The organism is Leucobacter viscericola (assembly GCF_011299575.1).
Classification (GTDB): Bacteria; Actinomycetota; Actinomycetes; order Actinomycetales; family Microbacteriaceae; genus Leucobacter; species Leucobacter viscericola.
On sequence record NZ_CP049863.1, the window covers coordinates 2199319 to 2221637 of the forward strand.

At 59.6% G+C, this 22319-nt stretch carries 16 protein-coding genes; 6 read left to right on the forward strand and 10 right to left on the reverse strand.

The features are described 5' to 3' along the window. Window positions 1-90 precede the first annotated feature (90 nt). From G7068_RS09695 to G7068_RS09715, 5 genes are all read left to right on the forward strand, one after another. On the forward strand, window positions 91-1107 hold the full coding sequence (locus G7068_RS09695) for a Gfo/Idh/MocA family protein (protein WP_166291553.1): 1017 nt from the start codon (window positions 91-93) through the stop codon (window positions 1105-1107). Window positions 1108-1167: 60 nt separating this feature from the next. After that, window positions 1168-2040, forward strand: a complete 873-nt coding sequence (locus G7068_RS09700; RefSeq protein ID WP_166291555.1) for a sugar phosphate isomerase/epimerase family protein — start codon at window positions 1168-1170, stop codon at window positions 2038-2040. A 78-nt stretch (window positions 2041-2118) separates the two neighbouring features. Then, complete coding sequence (locus G7068_RS09705; RefSeq protein WP_166291557.1) at window positions 2119-2757, forward strand: maleylpyruvate isomerase family mycothiol-dependent enzyme; 639 nt, start codon at window positions 2119-2121, stop codon at window positions 2755-2757. A 92-nt stretch (window positions 2758-2849) separates the two neighbouring features. Beyond that, a complete protein-coding gene (locus tag G7068_RS09710; RefSeq protein ID WP_166291559.1) occupies window positions 2850-3179 on the forward strand; it encodes a hypothetical protein in 330 nt (109 codons plus the stop codon). 525 nt (window positions 3180-3704) lie between these two features. Continuing rightward, a complete protein-coding gene (locus tag G7068_RS09715) occupies window positions 3705-6227 on the forward strand; it encodes a helix-turn-helix transcriptional regulator (protein ID WP_166291561.1) in 2523 nt (840 codons plus the stop codon). A 38-nt stretch (window positions 6228-6265) separates the two neighbouring features. Here G7068_RS09715 and G7068_RS09720 read toward each other — a convergent pair whose 3' ends face one another. The 5 genes from G7068_RS09720 to G7068_RS09740 form a co-directional block, all read right to left on the reverse strand. Continuing rightward, on the reverse strand, window positions 6266-10096 hold the full coding sequence (locus tag G7068_RS09720) for a SpaA isopeptide-forming pilin-related protein (RefSeq protein ID WP_166291563.1): 3831 nt from the start codon (window positions 10094-10096) through the stop codon (window positions 6266-6268). An 11-nt stretch (window positions 10097-10107) separates the two neighbouring features. After that, window positions 10108-11232: a hypothetical protein gene (locus G7068_RS09725; RefSeq protein WP_166291565.1), complete on the reverse strand. Its 1125-nt coding sequence runs from the start codon at window positions 11230-11232 to the stop codon at window positions 10108-10110. After that, window positions 11229-12194, reverse strand: a complete 966-nt coding sequence (locus tag G7068_RS09730; protein WP_166291567.1) for a class C sortase — start codon at window positions 12192-12194, stop codon at window positions 11229-11231. The genes G7068_RS09725 and G7068_RS09730 overlap by 4 nt, the downstream gene beginning before the upstream one ends. Before the next feature lie 98 nt (window positions 12195-12292). Then, on the reverse strand, window positions 12293-13867 hold the full coding sequence (locus G7068_RS09735) for a SpaH/EbpB family LPXTG-anchored major pilin (protein ID WP_166291569.1): 1575 nt from the start codon (window positions 13865-13867) through the stop codon (window positions 12293-12295). Between the two features lie 444 nt (window positions 13868-14311). Continuing rightward, complete coding sequence (locus tag G7068_RS09740) at window positions 14312-14749, reverse strand: MarR family winged helix-turn-helix transcriptional regulator (RefSeq protein WP_166291571.1); 438 nt, start codon at window positions 14747-14749, stop codon at window positions 14312-14314. 64 nt (window positions 14750-14813) lie between these two features. On the opposite strand from G7068_RS09740, the gene G7068_RS09745 reads away from it, so the two are divergent. Beyond that, window positions 14814-15182 (forward strand): VOC family protein, encoded by a 369-nt coding sequence (locus G7068_RS09745; protein WP_166291573.1) that lies wholly within the window; start codon window positions 14814-14816, stop codon window positions 15180-15182. Between the two features lie 184 nt (window positions 15183-15366). On the opposite strand, the gene G7068_RS09750 is transcribed toward G7068_RS09745, so the two are convergent. From G7068_RS09750 to G7068_RS09770, 5 genes are all read right to left on the reverse strand, one after another. Then, window positions 15367-15513 (reverse strand): SapB/AmfS family lanthipeptide, encoded by a 147-nt coding sequence (locus G7068_RS09750; protein WP_166291575.1) that lies wholly within the window; start codon window positions 15511-15513, stop codon window positions 15367-15369. A gap of 133 nt (window positions 15514-15646) precedes the next feature. Beyond that, window positions 15647-15793 (reverse strand): SapB/AmfS family lanthipeptide, encoded by a 147-nt coding sequence (locus G7068_RS09755; RefSeq protein WP_166291575.1) that lies wholly within the window; start codon window positions 15791-15793, stop codon window positions 15647-15649. A gap of 34 nt (window positions 15794-15827) precedes the next feature. Beyond that, window positions 15828-18506 carry a class III lanthionine synthetase LanKC gene (gene lanKC / locus G7068_RS09760; protein ID WP_166291577.1) on the reverse strand — a complete coding sequence of 893 codons (2679 nt, stop codon included), beginning with the start codon at window positions 18504-18506 and terminating at the stop codon, window positions 15828-15830. Further along, window positions 18499-20562: a prolyl oligopeptidase family serine peptidase gene (locus G7068_RS09765; RefSeq protein ID WP_166291579.1), complete on the reverse strand. Its 2064-nt coding sequence runs from the start codon at window positions 20560-20562 to the stop codon at window positions 18499-18501. The genes lanKC and G7068_RS09765 overlap by 8 nt, the downstream gene beginning before the upstream one ends. Then, on the reverse strand, window positions 20559-22319 hold the full coding sequence (locus G7068_RS09770) for an ABC transporter ATP-binding protein (RefSeq protein WP_166291581.1): 1761 nt from the start codon (window positions 22317-22319) through the stop codon (window positions 20559-20561). Before G7068_RS09770 ends, G7068_RS09765 begins: the two co-directional genes overlap by 4 nt.

A 22319-nucleotide genomic window follows, 5' to 3' on the forward strand; every position in this document is an offset into this window, starting at 1 on the left:
CTAGGCTCTGACAAGAAGTCAAAGTTCTGCCGACACGATTCTGCGACTCGCAAGCTCGCGCAGAATGACGAGAGTAACAAGGACAACACAATGACCACAGAACTCCGCATCGCGGTCGTCGGCGCCGGCATGATGGGTGCCGACCACGTCAAGCGCATCACCAACAGGATCGCGGGCGCCCGCGTCTCCGCCATCGTTGAGCCCGACGCTGGCCGTGCAGAGGCCGCAGCGGCGAACGCTCCGGGATCCGCCGCCTTCACCAGCATTGAAGACGCGATCGCGGCCGACGCCATGGACGCGGTGCTCATCGCGACACCGGGTCAGTTCCATGCACCCGTGTTGAAGCCAGCGCTTGATGCGCGGCTGCCGATCCTGTGCGAAAAGCCCCTCACCCAAGACTCGACCTCGTCGCTCGAGATCCTTGAGCTTGAGCAGCAGCTTGACCGCCCGCACATCCAGCTCGGATTCATGCGCCGCTTCGACACCGAGTACCAGGCCCTGCGCGAGCTGGTCGAGTCGGGAGAGAGTGGCGAGCTGCTCATGGTGCGCGCGCTGCACCGCAACCCCTCGGTGCCCGAGAGCTACACCGAAGACATGCTGATCACCGACTCTGTCGTGCACGAGTTCGATGTGGTGCCGTGGCTGGCAGGATCGCGGGTCGTGAGTGTTGAGGTGAAGCATCCGCGCCGCAACTCGCTCGCACCCGAGCGCCTGCGCGAGCCGATCCTGGTGATTATGGAGCTTGAAAACGGCGTGCTTGTCGACGTTGAGATGAACGTGAGCGTGCAGTTTGGCTACCAGGTTGCGACCGAAGCTGTGTTTGAGCGCGGCATCGCGCGCATTGGGCAGCCGTCGGGCATGCAGCGCTGGGATGCAGGGTTCTTCCGCGTGAAGGATCACGAAAGCTTTGTGACCCGCTTCGCGGCGGCGTACGACACGCAGATTCAGCGCTGGGTCGATGCGGTGCGCCGCGGCGACCTGATCGACGGACCGAACGCCTGGGACGGCTACCTCGTTGCGCTGTCGTGCGAGGCGGGCGTGCGCGCGCTGCACGACGGGGGTATCGTGCCGGTGGAGGCACCGGAGCGCCCCGCGTTCTACGCGTAGGCGATCCCGAACCAACCTGACCGACCCTGACCGCCCCGACCCAAACCGCGAAGGAACCCCATGGTACGCATTGCCCTCGATCCGACGCCGTACAACGGCTCGGTGCACCTGCTCGACTTCCCTGATCTCGTGGCGCGGCTGGGGTACGAGTACCTGCAGCTCACGCCGAGCCCCGACTTCGGGCGGCACTTCCACTACCCGAAGGTCGACAGCGGTATGATCGCGCAGCTGAAAAAGCGGGCGCGCGACGCGGGCGTGACGATCACGTCGGTGCTGCCGGTGCAGCGATTTGGGGGTCCCGACGCGCAGCAGGTTGAAGCCGCGGTGTTCAACACGTCCCGCTACATTCAGATTGCCGCCGAGCTCGAGGCGCCCGTTGTGAACACCGAGTTTTCGGGGCGGCCGGAGCGCGAGGAGGAGTCGGAGTACGCGTTCTATCGCTCGATGGAACAGCTGATTCCGGTGCTTGAGCGCGAGGGTGTGACGCTGAACTTTGATCCGCACCCTGACGACTTTGTTGAGGACGGGCTCGAAGCCTGGCGGATCATTCGCGGGCTCAACACTTCGAGCGTCGGATTTGTGTACGTTGCCTCGCACACGTTCCACTACGGGGATCGCGCCGCGACGCTGCTGCCCGAGATCGGCGATCGACTCGGTGCCGTGTACGTCGCCGACACCTTCGACCACCGCCGCTCGAACGGGCTGCGATACATTACGAATCCTCCCGGCAATGCGGTGCGGGTGCATCAGCACCTCGCGATCGGTGATGGTGACGTTGATTGGACGGAGCTGTTCGGCACGCTGCGCGCGACAGGCTATCTGGATCGGCCGGACGCGCTGATTGTGTCGAACGTGTTCGCGGAGGATGAGCGCGCCGACGAGGTATCGCGAACGCAGCTGGCGCGGGTGCGGGAGTTGGTTGCTGGGACCTAGGGAGACCGCTCCACAAGAACGGTGCGCAAAAGACGCATATGGTGGACCTGATGAGTTTTGGCGAAACGGGGACACACGATGGCGCTTTCCAAATCCGAGGTGTGGGGGCTCGTGCACGCGGAACGGCAGCGCCTGCTCAGCGACCTTGACGCGCTCCCTGCGGCACGCTGGGAAACTCCGTCCCTGTGCCCCAATTGGACGGTCCACGATGTTCTGGCGCACCTGATCGATACCGCAAAGATGGGCAGACTCGCCTTCGTCTGGAGCATGGTGCGCGCAGGGGGAAACTTCGATCGCGCCAACGAGCAGGGTGTGCGGCGCTGCAAGCGCGGCGATCCCGAGCAAACTCTGGCAGATTTTCGACGGGCGAGTGGACTGAGAAGGACCCCGCCTGCAAATCTGGCGACTCGCCTCGTTGAGGCGATCGTTCACGGAGAGGATATTCGTAGGCCGTTGGCAATCGTGGGCGACTATCCCACCGCCGCGGTACACGAAGCACTCGCCTATCAACTTCGCACCCCTGATTCGTTTGGTGGAGGTCGCGAGCGGGCCGCGGGGCGTCGGCTCGTTGACTCTGACACCGGAAAGAGCTGGGGTGACGGGCTCGAAGTCCGGGGCAAGGCTGTCGACCTGCTCCTCGCAGCTTCGGGTCGCAAGATTGCACCAGAGCTGCTGGATGGCCCAGGTGCTTCGCTAACAGATCGACGTTTTGGGTGAATGTGGGAGGGTTATCCACAGATTGCGTTTTTTGCCCTTGATCTGCCTTTTAGCTCTGGCATTCTGATCTGAAACCGATCAGAATAGGAGGCATGATCACGATGAACGAGCCGCAGGTCTGGACCCTGATTGGGGTGTTTGCTGCAACGATGATCGGCATGGTCACGATTACCACGCAGTCATTCACGAGAACGCTGTCGTCGAAGTTTGATGGCATCGATTCAAGGTTCGACGCTATCGACTCCAAGTTCGACGCAATCGACTCTAAATTCGATGTGGTGAACGAGCGTATTGACGGGCTCAAAAACGAGATGGTGCTGCGCTTCGAGCAGGTTGACCACCGTATCGATCGGCTCGAAAAGCAGTTCGATGGACTCGAAAAAGATGTGCGGGCGATTTCGCGAAAGGTCTTTCCCGGCTGATCGGGCTGTAAACACCTCCGCCCACCGAAAGCACCAGAGCCGGGTGCTCTGAACTGAGCCGGGTGACGCCCCTGCCTGAGTGCCAGTCCCGGCTCCGTGCGCTGCGTTAAACCGAGCACTGAGGTTGCCGCAATCAACACGGGAGTGACCCGTATTTCTACGGAATCACCGCGCGAGCACACGGGCAAATGCCTTCCTGCTCAGTACGGCGGGCAGGAGCACTCTAACGTCGAAAGTGCACAGGTTCGGATCTTGGTGGGACGCCGTTTAGGGGTAGAGGCCTCCCGCTCATTCAGGCCTTTGAGGTCTGCAGCGCTGCCCATTTACACGCGCAAAGGCGAGAGCTGAGTACAGGAATACAGCTTTCAAATAAAGGGGGTGGCGATGAGCGACCTATTCAAGCTACAGTCGGCGGCATCCGGGGGGAACGGGTTGTCTGCTGGAACGTGGGGCCAGCGAAGGAGTCTCGCAGCACATGTTGCGCTAGATTTCGAAACCGACTCTCAAGATGAGAGGAGGCGGGAGATGACCAGATCCGAGCAGTTTCTGGTGGTGGTCGACGTGCTTCAGAGCGGTCGGAACGTCGAACTCGTTGGTGAGTTTGGGAGCGGGCGAACGCATCTCTTGGAACGCGTTCGTGAGCACTTCATCATGATGGGGTGGCAGGTCATTGAGGTCACGGGTATTGAGACCTTTCGCAACTCTCCGCTCGTTGCGCTCTCCATCGCGGGGGTCGCTGGAACCCTTGATGCCCGCTCCTCCTCGCACGTTGGCGCCTATCGGGCGCTGCTTGACCAGGTTCACCAGGGTCGCACGATCTTTATCGTTGACGACAGTGATTCTTTGGACGAGGCCTCTTGGGGCATACTTACGTCGCTGAGCTCGCGAGCGCACGTTCCGATGGTCGTTTCTCGACTCAAGCATCGCCCCCCGCACCAGACCACCCACCCGACGAGTGGCTTCTCGTCGATGTTCACTCTTGAGCTGCAGCCTATGGGGTACGCGGAGCTCGAGAAGAGCCTTGAAGAGCTCGTGCAGACGAAAATTGAACCCGGCACAATGAGCCGCATCTTCGCGAAGTCGGGTGGCACGATCGGCCTCGCAGAAACGATTTACAGCACGGCGCTGCGCGGTGGCCGCATAGTTGTTGAGGCCGAAGACGGAGTCGCGCGTGCGGTGGGCACCAGCCTGTGGTTGCCCGCGCTGCGTGCCGTCGCCGACACGATTCTGCAGCCCCTTCACGCCGACGATGTCGTTGCACTGAAGACCCTGGCCTTGCTCGGGCCTGCCGACCTGGCCACTGCGATGAAGGTGGTTCCGGTAGAGCGCATTCTCAGTCTTGAGGAGCGGTCTTTTTTGACTCTCGTAAACGCCGGTCCCGCAAGACTGGTCACCGTCAACCCGCCACTGCTGATTGAGCACTTTCGGCACGACGGGCTGCCCGCGCAGAGAACCATCCTGCTTGACGAGATCGATCACTCCCAGGTGGTTGAGACAGTCTCGGCGCCAGAAGAGGTGGGTATGCGCGAGACCGCTGCGCTCATCCGCCTGCTGCATGAGCGAGCAAGGTTGCGCACGCTAAAGGCGCGTGAGGGCTGGCGGCAGAGACCATCGCTGCGAACGGCAACGCAGTTTTTGGCCGCGCTGGAGGCGGACAACGCCCATTCAATTGACGAGGTCAACGCGTTATTTAACGACGTGCGCGGACTTACGGGAACCGAGAGTGACCGCGCGGAGTGGGAAGTCGTTCACGCCATGCACATTGCGAGTCATCACGGCCAGGCCGATGAGGCGGTGCGCCTGCTGCACGCGGCCGCGGAGGCCCTGCCCTCTGAGAGAGAGGCCTTGATCGCGCGGTCACTCATTATCGAGATGACCTTTTTTGCTGCGCCAGAGAAGTGGCCTCTTGATGACGTGGATATTTCCGTGCTTTCCCTTAAGAGCAGGCAGACTGTTCTCTACGCCCACGCTCACTGGTACTTGCAGCGGGGAGCACCAGACAAAGCTGCGGGATTGTTGGAGACGTACGACGACTGGGACGCCTCTGATCCTCAAGTGGGTGCGTTGATCATTTACACTCAGATCGCGCTGGGAAGCTACAACTTCGGGTACCGCATTGCGATTGACCGACTTCGCGATGCACGTGCAGATTTGGACGCCTCGCGCATTCGCGTCTACGCATTTTTGGCGGCGGTCTCTGCGCTGTTCGCCAGGCGCTACGACGAGTCCGAGATTCTTGTCGCAGATGCGTCCGCCCTTGGCCTTCCAGTGGGCGGGGCGCCGAGCAGTTACATCGGCATCACCGTTTTGAGCGCGTACTTCGCTGTCCGTAGAGGCCAGAGGGGACTCGCGACGCAGTATCTGGCTGAACTCGACTCGAGCGGTTTGAGAGACGGTGCCCTTCCCGGGCTTCACCGAGCGTTTGTGTATTCGCGGTTGGCGCTGCTCGAGGGAGACATTACGGCGGCTGCACGCATTCGGCGCGAAAGCGGCGACGAGCTTTGGGGTCGCCGCTGCGAGCTGGCGGCGGGCTACGAATACCTCGACGGAATTCTTCTTGAGCCGACGCAGGATGCGTGGGATCAGGTTAAGGATCGGATCGCCACTATCACGAGCCCATCGATCGTTCATATCGCTGAGTTCAGCGAAGCATTCGTGCGACGAGATGGCCAAGCGATGGTCGACGTCTTACAGACAGGCATCAATATCGGTCGTGCAGCGGAGTCGGTTCACCTCGCGAGAAGGGCGATGACCCAGCTTCGCGCCGAAGAGTCGAGCGACGATGCTGCGCTGTCGGGTTTGCAGGCGGTCATTGACGCGGGCGGACCGATCGGCGCAGGCACCATGTCGGGTGCTGAACTTACGCCGCGCGAGCGTGAGGTCGCAGAGCTTGTGGCCTCGGGAATGTCGAACCCAATGATTGCGGAAGCCCTTGTGGTGTCGACCCGAACCGTCGAGTCACACATCAACAAGCTCATGAAGAAGATTGGGGCCAAGAGGCGTCAAGATATTCGTGACTACCTCTTGGCAATCGGAAACCGCGCCTAGGCGAGGCCTAGACGCGGTTTCCGGCCCACGAGGATCGTCTAGCCCGCGTGCTTTCCGGTCAGTGAGAACCGGCGCACCACGTACACACCGCTCACCGCGAGCAGCAGCACACCGAACAGCAGCACCCATTGCCACGGTTCTGACCCCGACTTCGGTAGGGGCGTCGCGCCCGGGTCGCGCACGACGAGGGTCCGCTCGTCCCATGAACTGGTGTTCCAGTCGTTGGTCGCCGCAAAGTAGCCAGACCGACCCGAGAGGGCCTGCACCTCGCCGTTTGACCGCACGCGGAACTGCACGGGTTCAGCCATCAGCTGGAACCCCTTCGGGGCCTTCGTCTCAACGAGCCAGTAGACGCCTTCCTTCAGCTCCGCCGTGAACCAGCCCTTTTGGCGCTCGGGTGCTGAGGTGTTCGGGTTGGTCACCTCGGTATCGAAGCCCGCGACGGTCTGGTTGTAGTCAGGCGTGTTTGGTGTTGTTGTCGAATCAGGGTGGATCAGCCACTCCGATCCCGACATGCCAACCACCGCATTTTTCACTGACTCGCCGGTCTTCCAGAGGTGCACTTCAAAGCCAGTTGGGGGCGTAAACCGCACCCAGGGTTTCGGGGTGAGTGCCTGGTTGCTGACAACCTGAGCGGTTGTGTCTGTGACCAGCGAGGTGCTGGCTGCGCTCGAGGGGATCCACGCCAGCGCGGAGTCGGGATACTTCCAGTCGCCGTTCGCCTCTGTGGGCGCGGGCCACGGTTCACGCAGTTTCACCTTGGTCGTGGCCTTGCCTGCATTGAGGGCGAGGCGCGTCAGCGACTGCCCAGGCACCAGCTGCAGTTCGTTGCCGACCGCGGGGATCGAGATATCGACCACGGCGTTTCCGGTGAGGGTTTCCTCGCCGGCGCCAACGTAGGCCGTTACGAGGACCTCGCCGCCCGCTGTCTGCGGGTCAGGATCAGGGGTGATGTAGAGCGACAGTCGGTAGTCGTAACAACCGATGAGCTCTTGCGTGCTGGTTGCGCCACCCCAGTCGGTGTAGACCTCAACACCACCAACCACGTGCTTTGGAATCTTTACGAGGAAGTACTTCTTGCCGCCCTCGGTGATGATGTCGTCTTTTGTGACGGCGACCTTTTCTGAACGATCAAGGCCCATGCCCTTTTTCGGATCGCCGAAGTACACGGTTCCTGATTCGATGGGCGCTGAGGTGCCAATCGTCAGCTGGTAGGGAACGTAGGTCTCAACGTCCTTGGGCTGTGCCACACCGAGCTGGCCAACCTGGTTGCCACCCCAGCCGTAGGACTTGCCGTCGGCGGTGTAGGCGATCCGCGATGTTGACAGCACAGGGTAGGCGAGTGTGCTGCCGCGCCCGCCGCCCGCGATCTGTGTGATGCCCTTGCCACTGAGGCCGGGAACCTTCGCCGGAACCTCGAGGTACGGGAAGTCCCAGTAGCTCTGCTCCGTACCCAAGTCACCGATGGGAGAGGTGGTGTCAGTGCGGCGGTTATTGCCGAACGCGTAGACCTCGTCGTTAGCGGTCGTCAGGTAGGTGTAGCCCTTGCCACCAAAGACACCCGTGATGTCCCTGCCGGTGAGGCCCGCAGGCAGGGATCCAATCTGCGGGGTGTACTGCACACCTGACCACACACCCGCCCACTGGGCAGGCATCATGGCGAGGCCCCACTCGCGCGAACCCCAAGCGTAGAGTGTGTCACTCGTCAGCACGTAGGAGTTGTCGGGGGTCGCCTCAATCTGACGGATAATCTTTCCGTTGAGCGAGGGGATGCTGTAGGGAGTTGTCTGCGGCGGCGGCGCAAAGCCGTTGTTGGTTACGCCATTGCCAGATCGGACGCCTTCGCCCCAGCCGTACACTCGGTTACCCGTCGAGGCGAGCGCGTGGATCGCACCGGCTGAGATGTCCGTAACGGTTACTCCCAAGAGAGTGGGTACCGCCAGTGGGGTTGGGTACCGGTTGCTGTCGGCTACCCCTCGCCCGAGCTGAGCCTGGCCATTCGTGCCCCAGGCATAGACCAGTCCGCTTTTCGATAACGCGAGAGTGAATGCCGCACCCGCCGATACGTCCTTAAACGTTGCGCCGGAGGGGGTGTTGTTCGTTGGCCTGGTAACGGCGGTTTCGGCGCCCGCGATCCCCAGCTGCACGCTGTTGCCCCACTGGTACAGGGTGCCGTTTTCAGTCACCGCGGCCGAGTGACTGCCACCAGCTGAGATGCGGGTTACTTTGTCGCTCGTTCGCACGACTGCGTCGTTTGAGGGGCCGAGTACCTTCACAGGGGTCGTGAGGTTGGACGTCGTGCCGTTGCCAACCTGCCCGTAGTTGTTCAAACCAAGGCCCCACACGTTGCCCTCGCGATCGAGGTAGAGCGTGTGCGCGCCGAGAGACGTCACGGTGTACAGCTGCGAGTGCCCGGTGAAGGGGCGATTACCGTACAGGTCGGGTGCGGGAGTGGTGTTGTCGCCGGCACCCATCGAAACCTGCACGATGTCGAGGCCAGGATCGGGCGCGGGCACCTTGATGAACTCGTCCGTACGGCCTGTTCCGTAACCGAGAACGGTGCCCTCGGTTTTGTCAGAGTTCAGCCATTTTGGCGCGACGTCGCAGGTGTAGCCGGGCCCCGGGGGTGGGGGAGTGATGCCGCCACCGTCATCGTAGAACTGCACGTCTCCGGTAGGAGTGTTACGCGTGACGGAGACCGGGCCGCTCGGGGAGGCCACGTTTGCAGTGGCGCGAGTATCGTACTTCCACTTGCCAGCGCCGTTGTTTGCGGGCGGGTTTGGCGTGACGAGTTTTACGTCTGCGGAGGCCCGGCCACTCGCGAGCGACAGTCCGGACACCCCGAATCCGCCGACCTCTGTGAGGTGGGGGTTTGATCCGCCAAGCTGCTGAACAGTCAGGTCGGCCGTTGCCGCACCAGCGTACGGAGCCTCTTTTAAGTCGTAGAACCAGGTGCTCACCGTCGCCTTTTCGGAACTCGGCGCGGGGTTCGGTGCCGAGTCGATTTTCAGTGCGAAGTTATAGGTGTAGCAACCGGTGAGTGACCACTGGTTTTTCCCATCGTTCCACCACAGGTTGACCGGAGTTGGCCCTGAGTTGTGTGCGGGCACATCACCGCGCAGATACTTCTTGCCGCTCACTGTCACGACGTCGATGTTTTTCGCGAGCTGCCACCCGGCGGGTGAATCACTCGCTGCAGGATCACCGAACACGATTTTGCTGCCACGCGCTTGGGTGTCGGTCATTGAGGTTGATGTGGTGATGGTGACCCAGGGTTTTGCAGGCGTGCCAGCAACGCCGCTGATGGTGCGGGGTGCCTGAATGACGCCAAGGTCGCCGTAGCCGACCTGCATGCCCTTGCCCCAGGTTGCGGTGTTGCCGGCTTTTGCGCCAGCCGCCATATCGCCCACGGTTACCTCACTCGCACCCTGCAGACGGGGGCCGGTCCAGCGTTGCGCGACCGTTGCGTCGGTTCCGCCGCTTGAGCCGAGCTGGGCGTTGGTGTTGGTACCGGCGGTGTATACAGCTCCGCCGGTTGTGACAAACGCGGCAACGTACTGGCTACCCGAAACCTGCTTCACGCCGCTCATCAGGGTGTAAGTGGGGGTCGAACGATCAGTCGTGTCGCCCAGACCCAGACGGTAGCCCGCGTTGTAGCCCCAGGCATACAGCTCACCGGCTTGAGTAACCGCATAGGTGCTCGCGTTCGCCGCGCTCACCTGCTTCCACTTCATCGTGCCTATTTTCTGCACACCGCCGATGCCGCTCGTCTGGCCGTTGCCGAGGCGTCCGTTGAACTGGTACCCCCACATGTAGAGATCGCCGGAAGACGTCACTGCGCCGGAGTGCTGATAGCCAGCACTCACCATGTTGACGCCGCTCAGACCCGGAATCTTGGTCGGAGTGCCCCGGTGCCGACGCCGGCCGTGGCACCGTTGTTGTTCTTTCCCCATGCCCAGGCGTTGCCGAGAGTGTCCACCGCGAGGCTGTAGTCCCAGCCGCCGCTGATTTGCTTGAATTTGACCCCCGGCACGTTGATCTTGAGCGCACGCGACTGACCGCCTGAGATCGTGGTCGTATTACCCTGCCCGAGCTGGCCGTAGTTATTGATGCTGCCCCAGGCGTAAATATCGCCGTCTTTTGTCAGCGCTAGCGCGTGCCCCGAGCCCGCGCTCACCTGCACAAACTGCACGCCCGCGGGTAGTGTCGACACTCTCGCCGGAGATGCCGAATAAGAGTTGGTGTTGCCACTAGTGCCGTTGCCCAGCTGGCCGTAGCGGTTGCCACCCCAAGCCCACACGGCGCCGTTCGCGTCGATTGCGAGACCAAAATCGCCCGCGTCGCCGTTTGTGTACTTCGACAGAGAGACTGTCTCTTGGAATCCGGTCGGGTACTCAACCTCTGTGCTTGTGTCGGGCAGCGGGTAGTACACGAAGTGCTGGTTGGCGGTGCCGAGATCGGTGGGTACGCCGTTGTAACCGAGCACGGTCCCTTCTGGGCGGTCGCTGGTTGAGTAGCTGGAGCCCTTACCGAAACCGAACTCCTGGGTTACGACCGGGCAGGTGCCCGTCGCGCGGTTGACGACGCTCGGCTTTGACGGGTCGGTCTTGAGCTCGTCGGGTGTGTAGGGCTCGAGCGTGAGCAGGTCGGGGTCGTCTGCAGTGGCTTGATCCTCTGCGGCTGCATCATCGTTTTCGACGGCTGCCTCGGCACCTTCAGGGGTTGTCTCCTTGGCTAGTGCCGTGTCACCGCCGGGTTCGCCAGACTTGCTGGCCTCGCCAGCGTTGCCACCCTCTGTCGCGGGAGCCTCGTCTTTTGCACCCTCACCGTTCTCGGCCGCATTTGGGCCCTCGTCAACGACCGCCGTCTGCGGGTTGGGTGATGGCTCGGGGACCTGTGCGATCGCTGCAGAGACGTCTGCCCCCACAATTCCGACCGCAAGGGTCGCGCTCACTATCGTCGCGAGCACGCGCTTGCGCCATGCTTTTGAACTGATCCCGTTCATTCCGCAATTCCTCTTCGTTCGTGTTGAGAAGTCTTCTGGCGCCGCGAGCGCTTGTCGGCCGCGGCAAGTAACAACCACACGGCGATGGGAACACCCACCACCACGGGAATCCACCATGGAAAATCTGCGATGTAGTCAGCCGCTCGAATCTCCTTCAGCGCTGACTCGGCCTCGGGACCGTCGATGCGCTCTCCGCGCACGAGCAAGCGGTGCGAGTTCACACCCGTGGGTGTGCACGTCAGCAGCGTCATGTAGTCCTTGCCGACGACCTGCCGCAGCTTGTCGCCCGAGTACACGGGTTCGACAACGTCGATGTTGTCGACCCGGTAGTAAAAACGTTCTCCCAATACCTCTGAGAAGAACACGTCGCCCTTCTTCAGTTTGTCGAGATCCGTGAAGAGTTTTGAAGTCGCACGGCCCGAGTGCGCGGTCACAACTGAGTGTGTTGACGATCCGCCCACGGGAAGAGCGGAACCATGCAGGTGCCCCGCGCCCTTATCCAGAGTCTTCGCGTCGGTGCCGTGGTTGATGGGCAGAGAAACGTTGATCCGCGGGATTTCGATCCAGCCCATGGACCCGCCGTCACCGATGCTCAGCTGGTTGAAGTAGTTCTCGTTGTCGTCGCGGAGGTCGATGGTCTTGCCCGAGCCATCAAGCATGTAGGGATCGCGCAGCGGTCCGCCAGGAAGGTGCGCGTTGTAGTCGCGCGCGGCAGAGAAGAGTTGTGCGCGGGTTTCAGGATCGATCTCGTCGACCGCTTTTTCGTAGTTGATTCGCTGGTCTTTGAAGTCGAGCGAAGAGAACCAGTTGGAGATGGTGGGGAAGAGGAGAACGAGAACTCCCACGAGGGCGATGGCAGAGACCATCACGCGGTGAAGCCGCCCAGTGGGCTGCTGTTTCGTAGGCGTGGCCGCTCCACGCGGTGCTGCCGTGCGCTCCATCGTCGGTGCCGTGGCGTTCATGATTCTCCCCCTCTCCAACCACCTATGTGTGCTGGCCGGTGCGGATTGCTCCACACCGGCCAGGTTGGTGCCCGGCCGCTAGGGTCGGGTACCGGTTGTTACGCCTGAGCCTTGCGCTGACGTGACCGGATAACGATCATCGACGTTGCGCCGGCGAGCAGTGCGATACCGACCACCAGGAAGGCGACCGTTCCGGCGCCACCGGTGAAGGGCAGTTCGAGGCCTGCGCCGCGAATAACGTTGACAACCTGAACCGGGTTGGTGAGCTGGAAGCTCGGGTTGACGTTGTCCTTGGTGACGGTGAAGCCCCAGGGCTCTGCGAGCAGTTCGTAACCCTTAGGAGCCTTGGTCTCGACGAGCCAGTAGTAGTTGTAGCGAGCGTCGGTTGTTCCGAGCTGAGTGTTCTCGGCGAAGTCCGAGAAGCGCACGTTGAACTCGCAGCTGCTGCCAGCACCCATGATGCAGGTGACGCCGTCCATCTTCACGAAGCCGGTTGTGGCGTTGCCGACGAGTGAGAAGTCGGGGGTTGCTGAGTGCGAGTAGTACACGTCGAACTCGGCGCCGTTCAGCAGTTCCTTCGCGTCGTTGATCTTCTCGACCTTCACGTCAGCGTACTTCGTGATAGACGGGGGAGTTGCTGACTCTTCGGTCTCAGTGTCGGAGCCGGGCTTGTTGGTGATGACACCACCGGTGTTCTCGAGTACACCCTGACCCGGGTAGCTTGCGTTGACCTCGGTGAGCACGCGAGTGAGCAGCGTGGCGCCCTTGTTTCCGTTGGCCTTTGCGAGGCCAGTGGGGGTAAGCGTTGCAGAGATCTTGCGGGTGGGGCCATCAACAGCAACGGTGAAGTCGGCCGGAGTGCTCAGCGCGACGTTGGTGCCGATCGGGTTCTGCCAGGTGTTACCGATCTGCATGGTCACACTCTTGTAGTCGAGCATTGCGCTCGGCGTATCGGTGACGGTCATGATCTTGACGTCGTTTGTGCCGTCGCCGGGGATCGTCGTGCGAATCTCCCAGGTGAGCTCTTGGCCGACGGTGTACTTGTCGGTGTCGAGCGGCACCTTTGCGGTGTCGTCCTGAATGTTCTTCGGGAAGACGTGAACGTCGTACATCCACGTGTTGAGGTTGTCGGGATCGGTCATCGGGATCGTCACGAAGAACGGTGCCGAAGCCTTGTGGCCAGCGGGCACGTTGGTCTCGAGAACGTAGTAAGCGCCGATGTCGAGGTTGCTCCACTTGGCAACACCGGTGCCGTCTGCGCCGGTCACCTTGGATCCCTGGGTGGTGAGCGTAGCGCCCGCACCCGTGATGGCCGCTGCGGTCGGGTTTGCGCCGACGTTCGAGATCAGGCCCTCAAGGTACTGCCAGCCGGAGTTCTTGGTGAGGTCAAGGGCGGCGTTGCCAACCTTGAACACCTCGAACGTTGCGCCGTCGAGCAGCGTTGAGTTAGCGGAGGGTACGAAGCCGGGCTTGCCGTTGCCCTCGGTGGTGGGGCGCTCGTCGTCGGGCGTCGAGAACTTCGTGACGGTGATCGAGCCCTTCTTGGAGGTGTCGATCATCTGTGCGGGCGGTGCTGCTGCCGCGGGAGCCGCGAACGCGACAACGCCGACTGCGCAAGCTGCGAGCAACGCAACTGCGCCGCGCCAGCGCTTGTTTTTAAGGTTGTTAGTCACCTGGTTATCCCTTTCTAAGTCGAGAACGCAGCGCTTGCGAACTCACATCTATGCAGCACTCAGAACGGTCGCGCAGAGCAGTGTTACTCTGTGTCGTCAGGTAGACAGATTGAGAAGGCTGGGCGCTCTCACATTGGTCGCGGGAGGCCCAGGCTCGACCGCGGTGTTCGAGTGCATCTGAAGAACTTCGGCTCCGCGGTCTTAATGTGTGACCGTCATGAACCCGTGGTTATGCCCTCAGATATCACTTACCGTAAGACGTCGGCCCTTTAGTGGACAATGACTCGATACGGATCCCCGTAAGCCAAATTCATTAATCAGTGTGCCGCTGGGGGTGCGTGCGTGAAGGGGAAAAGCTTCTCCGTAAAGGGCGATCTGGTGTGCGTGTGTGGTTTGGGGTGCTCTTGGGGCGTTGTGCTGAATCGTCGTGTTTGGGTCTGTGGTTCAGTCGCGGAGTGCTTCGATGCACTCCGTCAAGTAGTGCTGCAGATCTTCGCGCTGCTGCGGGTTGAGCCTGCTCACGAGCTGTTGCTCGACGCCGTCTACCGCTTCTGCCGCGCTGGTGAGGAGCTGCTTGCCTTCTGGCGTGAGTGTTGTTGGGAGTGCTCTCCCGGCCTGAGCTTCTGTTGCTCGCTCAACGAGCCCGCGATCCTGAAGGCCGCGCAGCAGGGTGTTCATGGTCTGCCGTGTGACGAAGGCGCCGCGCGCAAGGTCTGAGTTGGAGGCGCCCGGCATGCGGCTGAGCACTTCGAGGCAGATGTATTGGGGTGTGGTGAGGCCGCGCTCGCGCAGCACCTCGTCCATGCGGGATCGCAGTACCGACTGCGCTTCTTTGAGTCGATAGCCGATCATCGATCCCAGGGGTGCGCTGACTTGCTCCATGTAAGCATTCTGACATATAGTTGTCATGTCAGCATGCTGACATTCGCGTTTTGAAAGGATTATCATGACCGTCACCGGACCAGACTTTATTGCCCTTCAGGTGCGCGACCTCGAGCGTGCCGCAGCGTTCTACGAGACCAAGCTCGGGCTGCGTCGGGTGCCTGCTTCGCCTCCCGGAGCTGTGGTGTTTGCGACTACTCCGATTCCGTTCGCAGTGCGCGAGCCGCTGCCTGGCGTTGATCTTGATCAGGTTTCGCGACCGGGTCTTGGAGTGGCGCTCTGGCTGCACTGCGATGCGGTGCAGGACCTGCACGACGCACTTGCGGCTGCCGGTACTGAGATTGTGCGTGGGGTTGAGCCGGGGCCGTTTGGGGCGATGTTTACGTTTGCTGATTTGGATGGGTATTTGGTTACTTTGCATGAGAACGCGTAGTGGGTTTCCCGCTAATGGCTAGGAAACTATCCATATCTCAACGGTGTGGTCACTTCCGTGGCCATTATCTGATGCCTTCAGGTGTCTATTGAGGTGGTTTTGCAGGGATGGTGCTGGCGGAACTATTATCTGGAAGTTCAAGGCGGGGTAGGCCGGCTGGCCTACCCCGCCTCGAAGTCGCTACTTAGTAGCAGCCGCCGATACTGAGGAGGCTGCTGCCCCACCCGTTGCAGCCGCCGACGCTGACGAAGCTGCCTTTGAGGGCGTCATTGCCGGAGTTCTGAGGGGTTTCGGTTTTCATTGTCTGGAGGGCCAGGATCTGCTTTGACATGGTGTGTCCTTTCAATATGTACTGCTTTGGGCGAATTGCCCGAAAATGTTGGAGATGCGCCAAAGGCGACTCGGGAGAAGGGTAGAAGCTAGGTCAACGTTGACCGATGCCCAGATTCCCTTGAGGAGGACGCTTAGTAGCAGCCGCCGATACTGAGGAGGCTGCTGCCCCACCCGTTGCAGCCGCCGACGCTGACGAAGCTGCCCTTGAGGGCGTCATTGCCGGAGTTCTGAGGGGTTTCGGTTTTCATTGTCTGGAGGGCCAGGATCTGCTTTGACATGGTGTGTCCTTTCGGTTGTTATTTCTTCGAGCGGTTACCCGAAGTTTGGGCGGTGTCCAGTCGAGCTGGACACCAGGCTTTTGATTGCGGAAATGGGAGTTGTGGACTCTCTAGCCGGGCGGGGAAGAATTTGGCAGTCGCTTCGTGATAGTGAGTCATGGGCCAGGATCAGCCCTGCGCTACCAGAGGCGACATCCGTAGTGAGCCTGACCCCCGCATCGCCGGCGACATGAAGTCCTGAATCGCTAGCGAGTAGGTAGAGGTTCAGCGCATTCTCGAGATGTTCGGTAGTGACGGGAGACGCATCAATGAACCTCGCTAGTCCAGCGCGACCGACGAGAAGGCCTGAATATCCGTTAAATAGACCAGGAAACATGGACATAGTTCCAGCCGTTGCTTGGTAGAGCGCAGGGGCCTTGCTGATGATTTCTTCGGGAAGGTCGGTCCTGTCCCATTCATTGATCACAACCCCGAAACCTGCGCTGCCCATGGAAAGGTAGGGGAGCTGGCGGTGACCTTGACGTAGCTGCAGAGTCTCATAGCGGTCATCGAAAACATATCCACCAAGTTCGTTCTTAAGCGAATGTTGGACTAGTTCAACCCACGCTTCATCAGGTGCCAGCCGTTGGAGTGCGGTGGCTAGCCATGCAATTCCGAGGTGCCCATAAAAAAGGCCAGAGTTCTGGTTATCCGGATGATTGCCGAGCATCGGCCTGTCTGCACCGAGCGGAGCAAATCGTGCGGGATCGCTACGGTATTCTGCCGCGATACGGAGCGATTCACCGAGTATCCTGTTGCGTCGAGCAGAGGTGTCAAGTTCAGGACGATTTGCGAGTAGATGAGCGAGGCCTAGTAACACACCGGGCCGTCCGTCGTAGACTCGTTTCCCGGGGGCAGATAGCCAACGACCGGCATTGTGCTGCAGATGTTCATCCGTTGCGGCAGGGCCGCGAAGTATGTCGTTCATGATGAGATCTCCGATCTCTCCGGTGAACAGGCCCACTGGTGCGCCAGGAAGATTAAACTCTGGAGTAGGAACTTCGGGTTGGTTGGATTCAGAACGTGATCGAGTGAGCACATCGATCGTGAAATCACCGTAGGCAAGACCCCTGTTGGGCTGTTGCAGGCCATACGGGTGGACTGGATAGGACCGTTTAGGAACCATGTCTCGCATGGATTGGGTGCCTTTTGCGAGCTGAGACGGTAGATCAGCCAAAGGCATCTCGTTTGCAATAAGAAATCGTCGGCGGAGACCTTGTCGCGCTTCTACTCCATGGGAAGGAATAGGCGCGAGGGACGTGATGGCAGTGCGGGCATGCTCGACGAATTGTCCTACGGACTCCATCTCTTTTGAGCTAGAAGCTTGAGCTCGGTCTTGGAGGAGTTGTCCGGGAGCGAAGTCCAAGACTTGTTCGCGATAGTCGGGGACGAGATCACTGAGTTCGACGGCCGGTGATAACAAGTACGCTGTGAACTGGGCGAGGCAGTAGCGGTCGATCTCCTCAGGAGTGCACTTTCCGGGAGCACGGAATCCTGGTGCAGCAATATCGTGTATGAATAGTTCGTCCGTAACTCTCCGCGCGCACTCAAGGTCGATCAACCCGACCGTAAGATCATCTGCTACAAGGACATTGCGTGGATGGAGGTCGAGATGCGCCCACCCCTCCCCGTGCATATTGGTAACCGCTTGTACAAGATTGTTCAGCACGGTTGTTGCATCTCTGAAGTACCGGGGAAGGGTTTCCCCGTCAGCTACGTAACCTGGATAGTTATCGGTTACCCACTGATTCAAGGGTTTGCCGGGCATCGATTCGATGGCAACGAAATAGTGTTCCCATAACAGACCCGACCAGAAGATGGCAGGCACAGGAACCTTGCCGGAAAGTTCTTCTAGTACAGCAGCGTGGTCGATCAGTCTGGCAACGGCGTCGCGATTTCGCTCATCCCACCCTGCATGGGGCCTGCCTTCTTTGATAATCGCAGCTCTACCTTGAGCTGTGCCTCTATATGTACCGCCGGAGTTTGAGAACTGTATAGCCGAAGTGATGTCGAACGGCAACGTATCGACGTCCGATTCTGAATCTTCTTCTCTCTCCAACCAAGGCGCCAGCACTCCTGGTATTGCTGCCCAAGATGGAACCTCAAACCCTACGGAACGCGTGTCTGTCTCGCGTTCTCCGCTCGGCGTATGCAAGTAGATTGCGGTGTCGATGTCCTGACCATCATCCGGTCTGAAGGAACCATAGCGCAGGTAAATTGGCGCTTTGTCCCACCGACGATCACTGAGGATGTACGGACCATCGAACTTGGAGAGACGCTTCTCAAGGCGCTCAAGCAGGGTGCCAAGCTGAGACTCCGACGGGTAGCATGTAATGAATTTTCCAGCGTGTTCTCGAGGGCAACTGATGCTATTTCGGGCATGGAGCCGTTTCTCCGAAGGCAGAAATTTGAAGCTTACGCTGAGAGGAATGCACTCGGAAGTGACGATCTCGAGAATTTCTTGAGCGTTTTTCATGACGGCACTGACGTGGATTTTCCATCCCTGCCGCAGTAACGTCTGATTTGGAGCGAAGCAAGATGTCCAGTGAAATCCAGAGTGCAATTGCCAAGAACCCGGTAGCTCGGCGATGAACCTTCGAGTCGTGTCGCGTTCATAGGACTCGTCGACGAAATAGAGCGGGTGCGCTCTCATATATGGAACGAGCTCATCCATGATTACTCCTGTTCGTTAAGGATTGTGCTTCTCGGAGTTGATCCCGAATCCACTGGTATTCGAATACAGAATGATTGAGGCGGGCAGCCGGCGCAATCGGACCTAGGTGTCCGCTTCCATACCCAAAAGTCCTTAGGAGCACCGAGTTTCCAGCGAATTGCAGTCGGGCAGCCCATCGTGCGGATTCATGAAACGCTACGCGCGAGTCATTTTTGCTGGTTGTCACGAAACATGGAGGGTATGTGACGTCATCTCGGATGTTTTCCAAAGGCGAGTACAGCTTCATCGCTCGAAGAATGTGAGGTTCGGTACTGGGGTTACCCCACTCGGCCCATTCCGTCGTAGTTAGTGGCGCAAGAGGATCGCTCATTGTTCCAACCGGATCTAGGAAGGGTGAACGGAGTAACACGCAGCCGAAGATCTCTGGAGCGTTATTCAGTGCCGCTCCAAGCGTGAGCCCGCCTGCGCTATCGGCTTCGCCGGCTATCCATCCTTGTTCTGTGTGTTTAGCGGCGATGAGCTTGTGAGCACAAGCGACATAGTCAGTAGCGCTTCGTATCTTGTGCTCCCTTGTCGCAGCTTGATGCCAGGAAGGACCCTGCTCACCTCCACCCCTGACATGGGCAATGCCGACTGAGATTCCGTTATCAAGCAGCCATTGAGTGGAGGGGGAGTAGCGGCTTCGAGCGGTTGCTCCATATGCTCCATAGACGCGGAGAACCAGTGGTGTAGGGCCCTTGTGGTCGCTAGGAGTTAAGAGCGTGATGGGGATGGGCACCCCGTCATTTGCAATGGCTTGTAAGGTTTGGTGACGCACGCTCAGAGATCGCTGAGACTCGAGGCTTGGTGAGTGAATGACCTGACATGTTCCTGTCGAAGTATCAAAGTGATGTAGCTCACCAGGTTCTGTGGGGGATTCGAGGCCATACAAGATTTGTCTGGCATGCCAGTCGCTGTTCTGAACGAGACCTAACACACTGAGAAGCGGCCCTTTAGCGATGGGCGCAAAAGGCTGTGGCCCCATGGCATCGATGGCAGCTGCGCTAATGACCCGACTGGTCTTCGTGTGATGGGTTAGTACGAGAGACGAAGCGAATGCGTCTATTGCGTCGATTGATCCAGCTGCACCTCGCCAGAGTTCTTGGGAGATCTCGGGACAATTGAGCTCAGATGCCGTGATGCGATCGATCTGTTGGGAAGATTCGAGAAAGATGAGTTGATCGGAGTTGGCCCAGAAAGAGTGCTCTAACGTGACCCGAACACCTTTTCGGGCCGTCCGTATTGGCCTGGGGTCACCCTCTTCCGATTGCAGGGTGTCGAATATAAAGACTTGACCGCTTTCCTTGTCAAAGGAATGAATGACGATGAATCTGCGGCTTCGAGTCCTCGTGATCGCGAGCCGACGAGTTAAGTCGGGCTCATGGAGGATCTCTCTATGTAGCCACTCCCCATCCAGGCAGCGAGAATGCCACAATCGATCTGGACGACCGCCATTGTCACTGGTTAGATAAAAAGCTGTCTCTTCCTCATCCCCGATGAGAGCTCCTGGAACGATACCCCGAGCTAAGAGTTTTGATGCGCCAGTCGCCACTTCCCGGATGAACAGATCTTGGCGGTCAGCGTTGTCGTAACCCAGCTGATAGAGCAAGTGCGTCCCGGAAAGATTTACATCGACGTTTCCTACCCCAGCGGCCCGTGCGGCAGAGACTTCGGATGCAACGTCGAAGACCTCGGTGAAAGCCGCAAGATCTGATGGTGAGGTTGGCAGCACATCCGTGCCTTCTGCAGCACATTTTCTAAGATAGGTAACGTTCTCACGGTTAGGTAGCTGTGCGAGAGTGTAGAACCATTCGCCGATGCGTGAGAGCGGAGCAGCGATAGGTGCGGTGGGGTCAAGGAAGAGCGGATTGATGCCTTCTCTTTCTTCGCGAGATAGGGCCATGATTTCGTCGACACGACGATTGTTGTCTTCGAGAAACTCATCGACAAACGAGGCTTGTGTGTCGGCCACCCACGCCGAACGCCGAAGGTCAATGGGGAGAGTCTTGTTGTTCATGCGGATGTCCCCATTCCGAGCAGTTCACGGTAGTAGGCATTCTCGGATTTCAGTTTTTCTGGCTGGCCGGTTGCAGTCACTCGTCCTTGTTCCAGAACATGGACGCTGTCAGCGATGCCGACTGCGGCAGCTCGATGGCTAGTAAAAATGATTGTCATGGTGCGGCGGAGGTCTCTCAGCACATCGTTGAGTATTCTTTCGTTGAGGGAATCAAGCCCCGAGGTCGGTTCATCGAGAAGCAGAAGACTCCGTTGCGCGAGTAAAGAACGCGCGATCGCAAGTCGCTGCCGCTCGCCACCTGAGAGAGTTACTCCGGAATTTCCGACTCGGGTATCGAGTCCGCCCTGTCGCGTGCGAAGCATCGAGCCCAGACGCACCATGTCCAGCACCGCCCAGCAAGCTTCGTCGCCCACCGGGCCCGCGCCCAGGGTGAGATTGTCGCGAACGGATCCAGTCAAGATCGGAGCTCCTTGCTCCACGTATGCCAGCTGACTCCGAAGGCTCTCACGGGAGCAAGTTGAAATATCGACACCATCAAAATAAATCGATCCGCTAGATGGTTCGTCGAACCTTTCAAGGAGCGAGAAGAGCGTTGACTTACCTGCACCGGAGGCACCGACGATTCCGGTAATCGAGCCCGCCTCGGCTTCGATTGATACGTCCGTCAGTATTTGACGGTCAGCGACTGACAAACTGACGTTATTAAACTGTATTCTCGGGGGACGCTGTCGCGGCGTACACAGTCGGGGAGACATATTCATGTTGCTGTCGCTTTGGCCTTCAGTTGGGCAATCGAGGATCTCTTGAATGCGTTGTGTCCCTCCTGCTGCCATTCGCATTGCTGCGACGGCGCTGATCACCTGTCCAAGTGGCCCGGCCATGATCATAAGGAAGAGCACAAAGCTGATTAACGTTGCGATTGATAGCTCTCCCGAAGCGACACGAATTCCTCCTATCGCGAAGACAACCATCAGAAGTAGCTGAGTGCTGAGGTAGTTCATAGGTGCGAACGGGGCGGCCGCGCGGGCAAGCTTGATGCCCGCACCTCGTGTGGAGTCAACGGCAGCAACAATAGATGCCTCCTCGCGGTCCGTGGCGTTGAAGGCGCGGATCGTGGTGACGCCTTTCAAAGCGCGGTCGATAAGGCTGCCAATGCGACCCACCGCCGACTGATAGGCGTGGGCTGCGGCCTGGAGACGCGAACCCACGTGCTGAACGGCCCACGCGGTGGCCAGCAGAACCGTGAGCGCGATTGCTGTTAGTAGCGGGTCGATGATTAACATCGCCACAACTGCACCGCCAACCGTCAGGACCGCACCGACCGCGTCAACAAAACCCGCTGCGACTGCAGTACGGATGCTGTTTGTGTCGTTGGTGGCGCGAATTACAAGGTCGCCGGGTGCTCGGTGGTGGTACTCGGCTATTGGCAGACGAAGCATACGGCCGATCAATGAGGTTCGAACTCCGACAACGACATCTTCACTGACACGTCCCATCAGCAGCGCCTGCCCATATTGAAGGGCCGCTGCGACGAAGACGAGGCCGACGCCAATCAGCACCAGAGTCACGCTAATGCTTGTTGTCGCTTGCGCCTGGTTGATGAGTTCCTGGACTATGAGTGGTTGGGCCAATGAGACAGCCGCGGCTGATATAGCGAGAATCATGCCACCAACGATGGCTCGCCAATGTGGCGTGATGAACTTGAAGAGTGTTGACCAGCTCTTGACTCGCGTTTGCGACGCTTCTGTTTGTGTCAT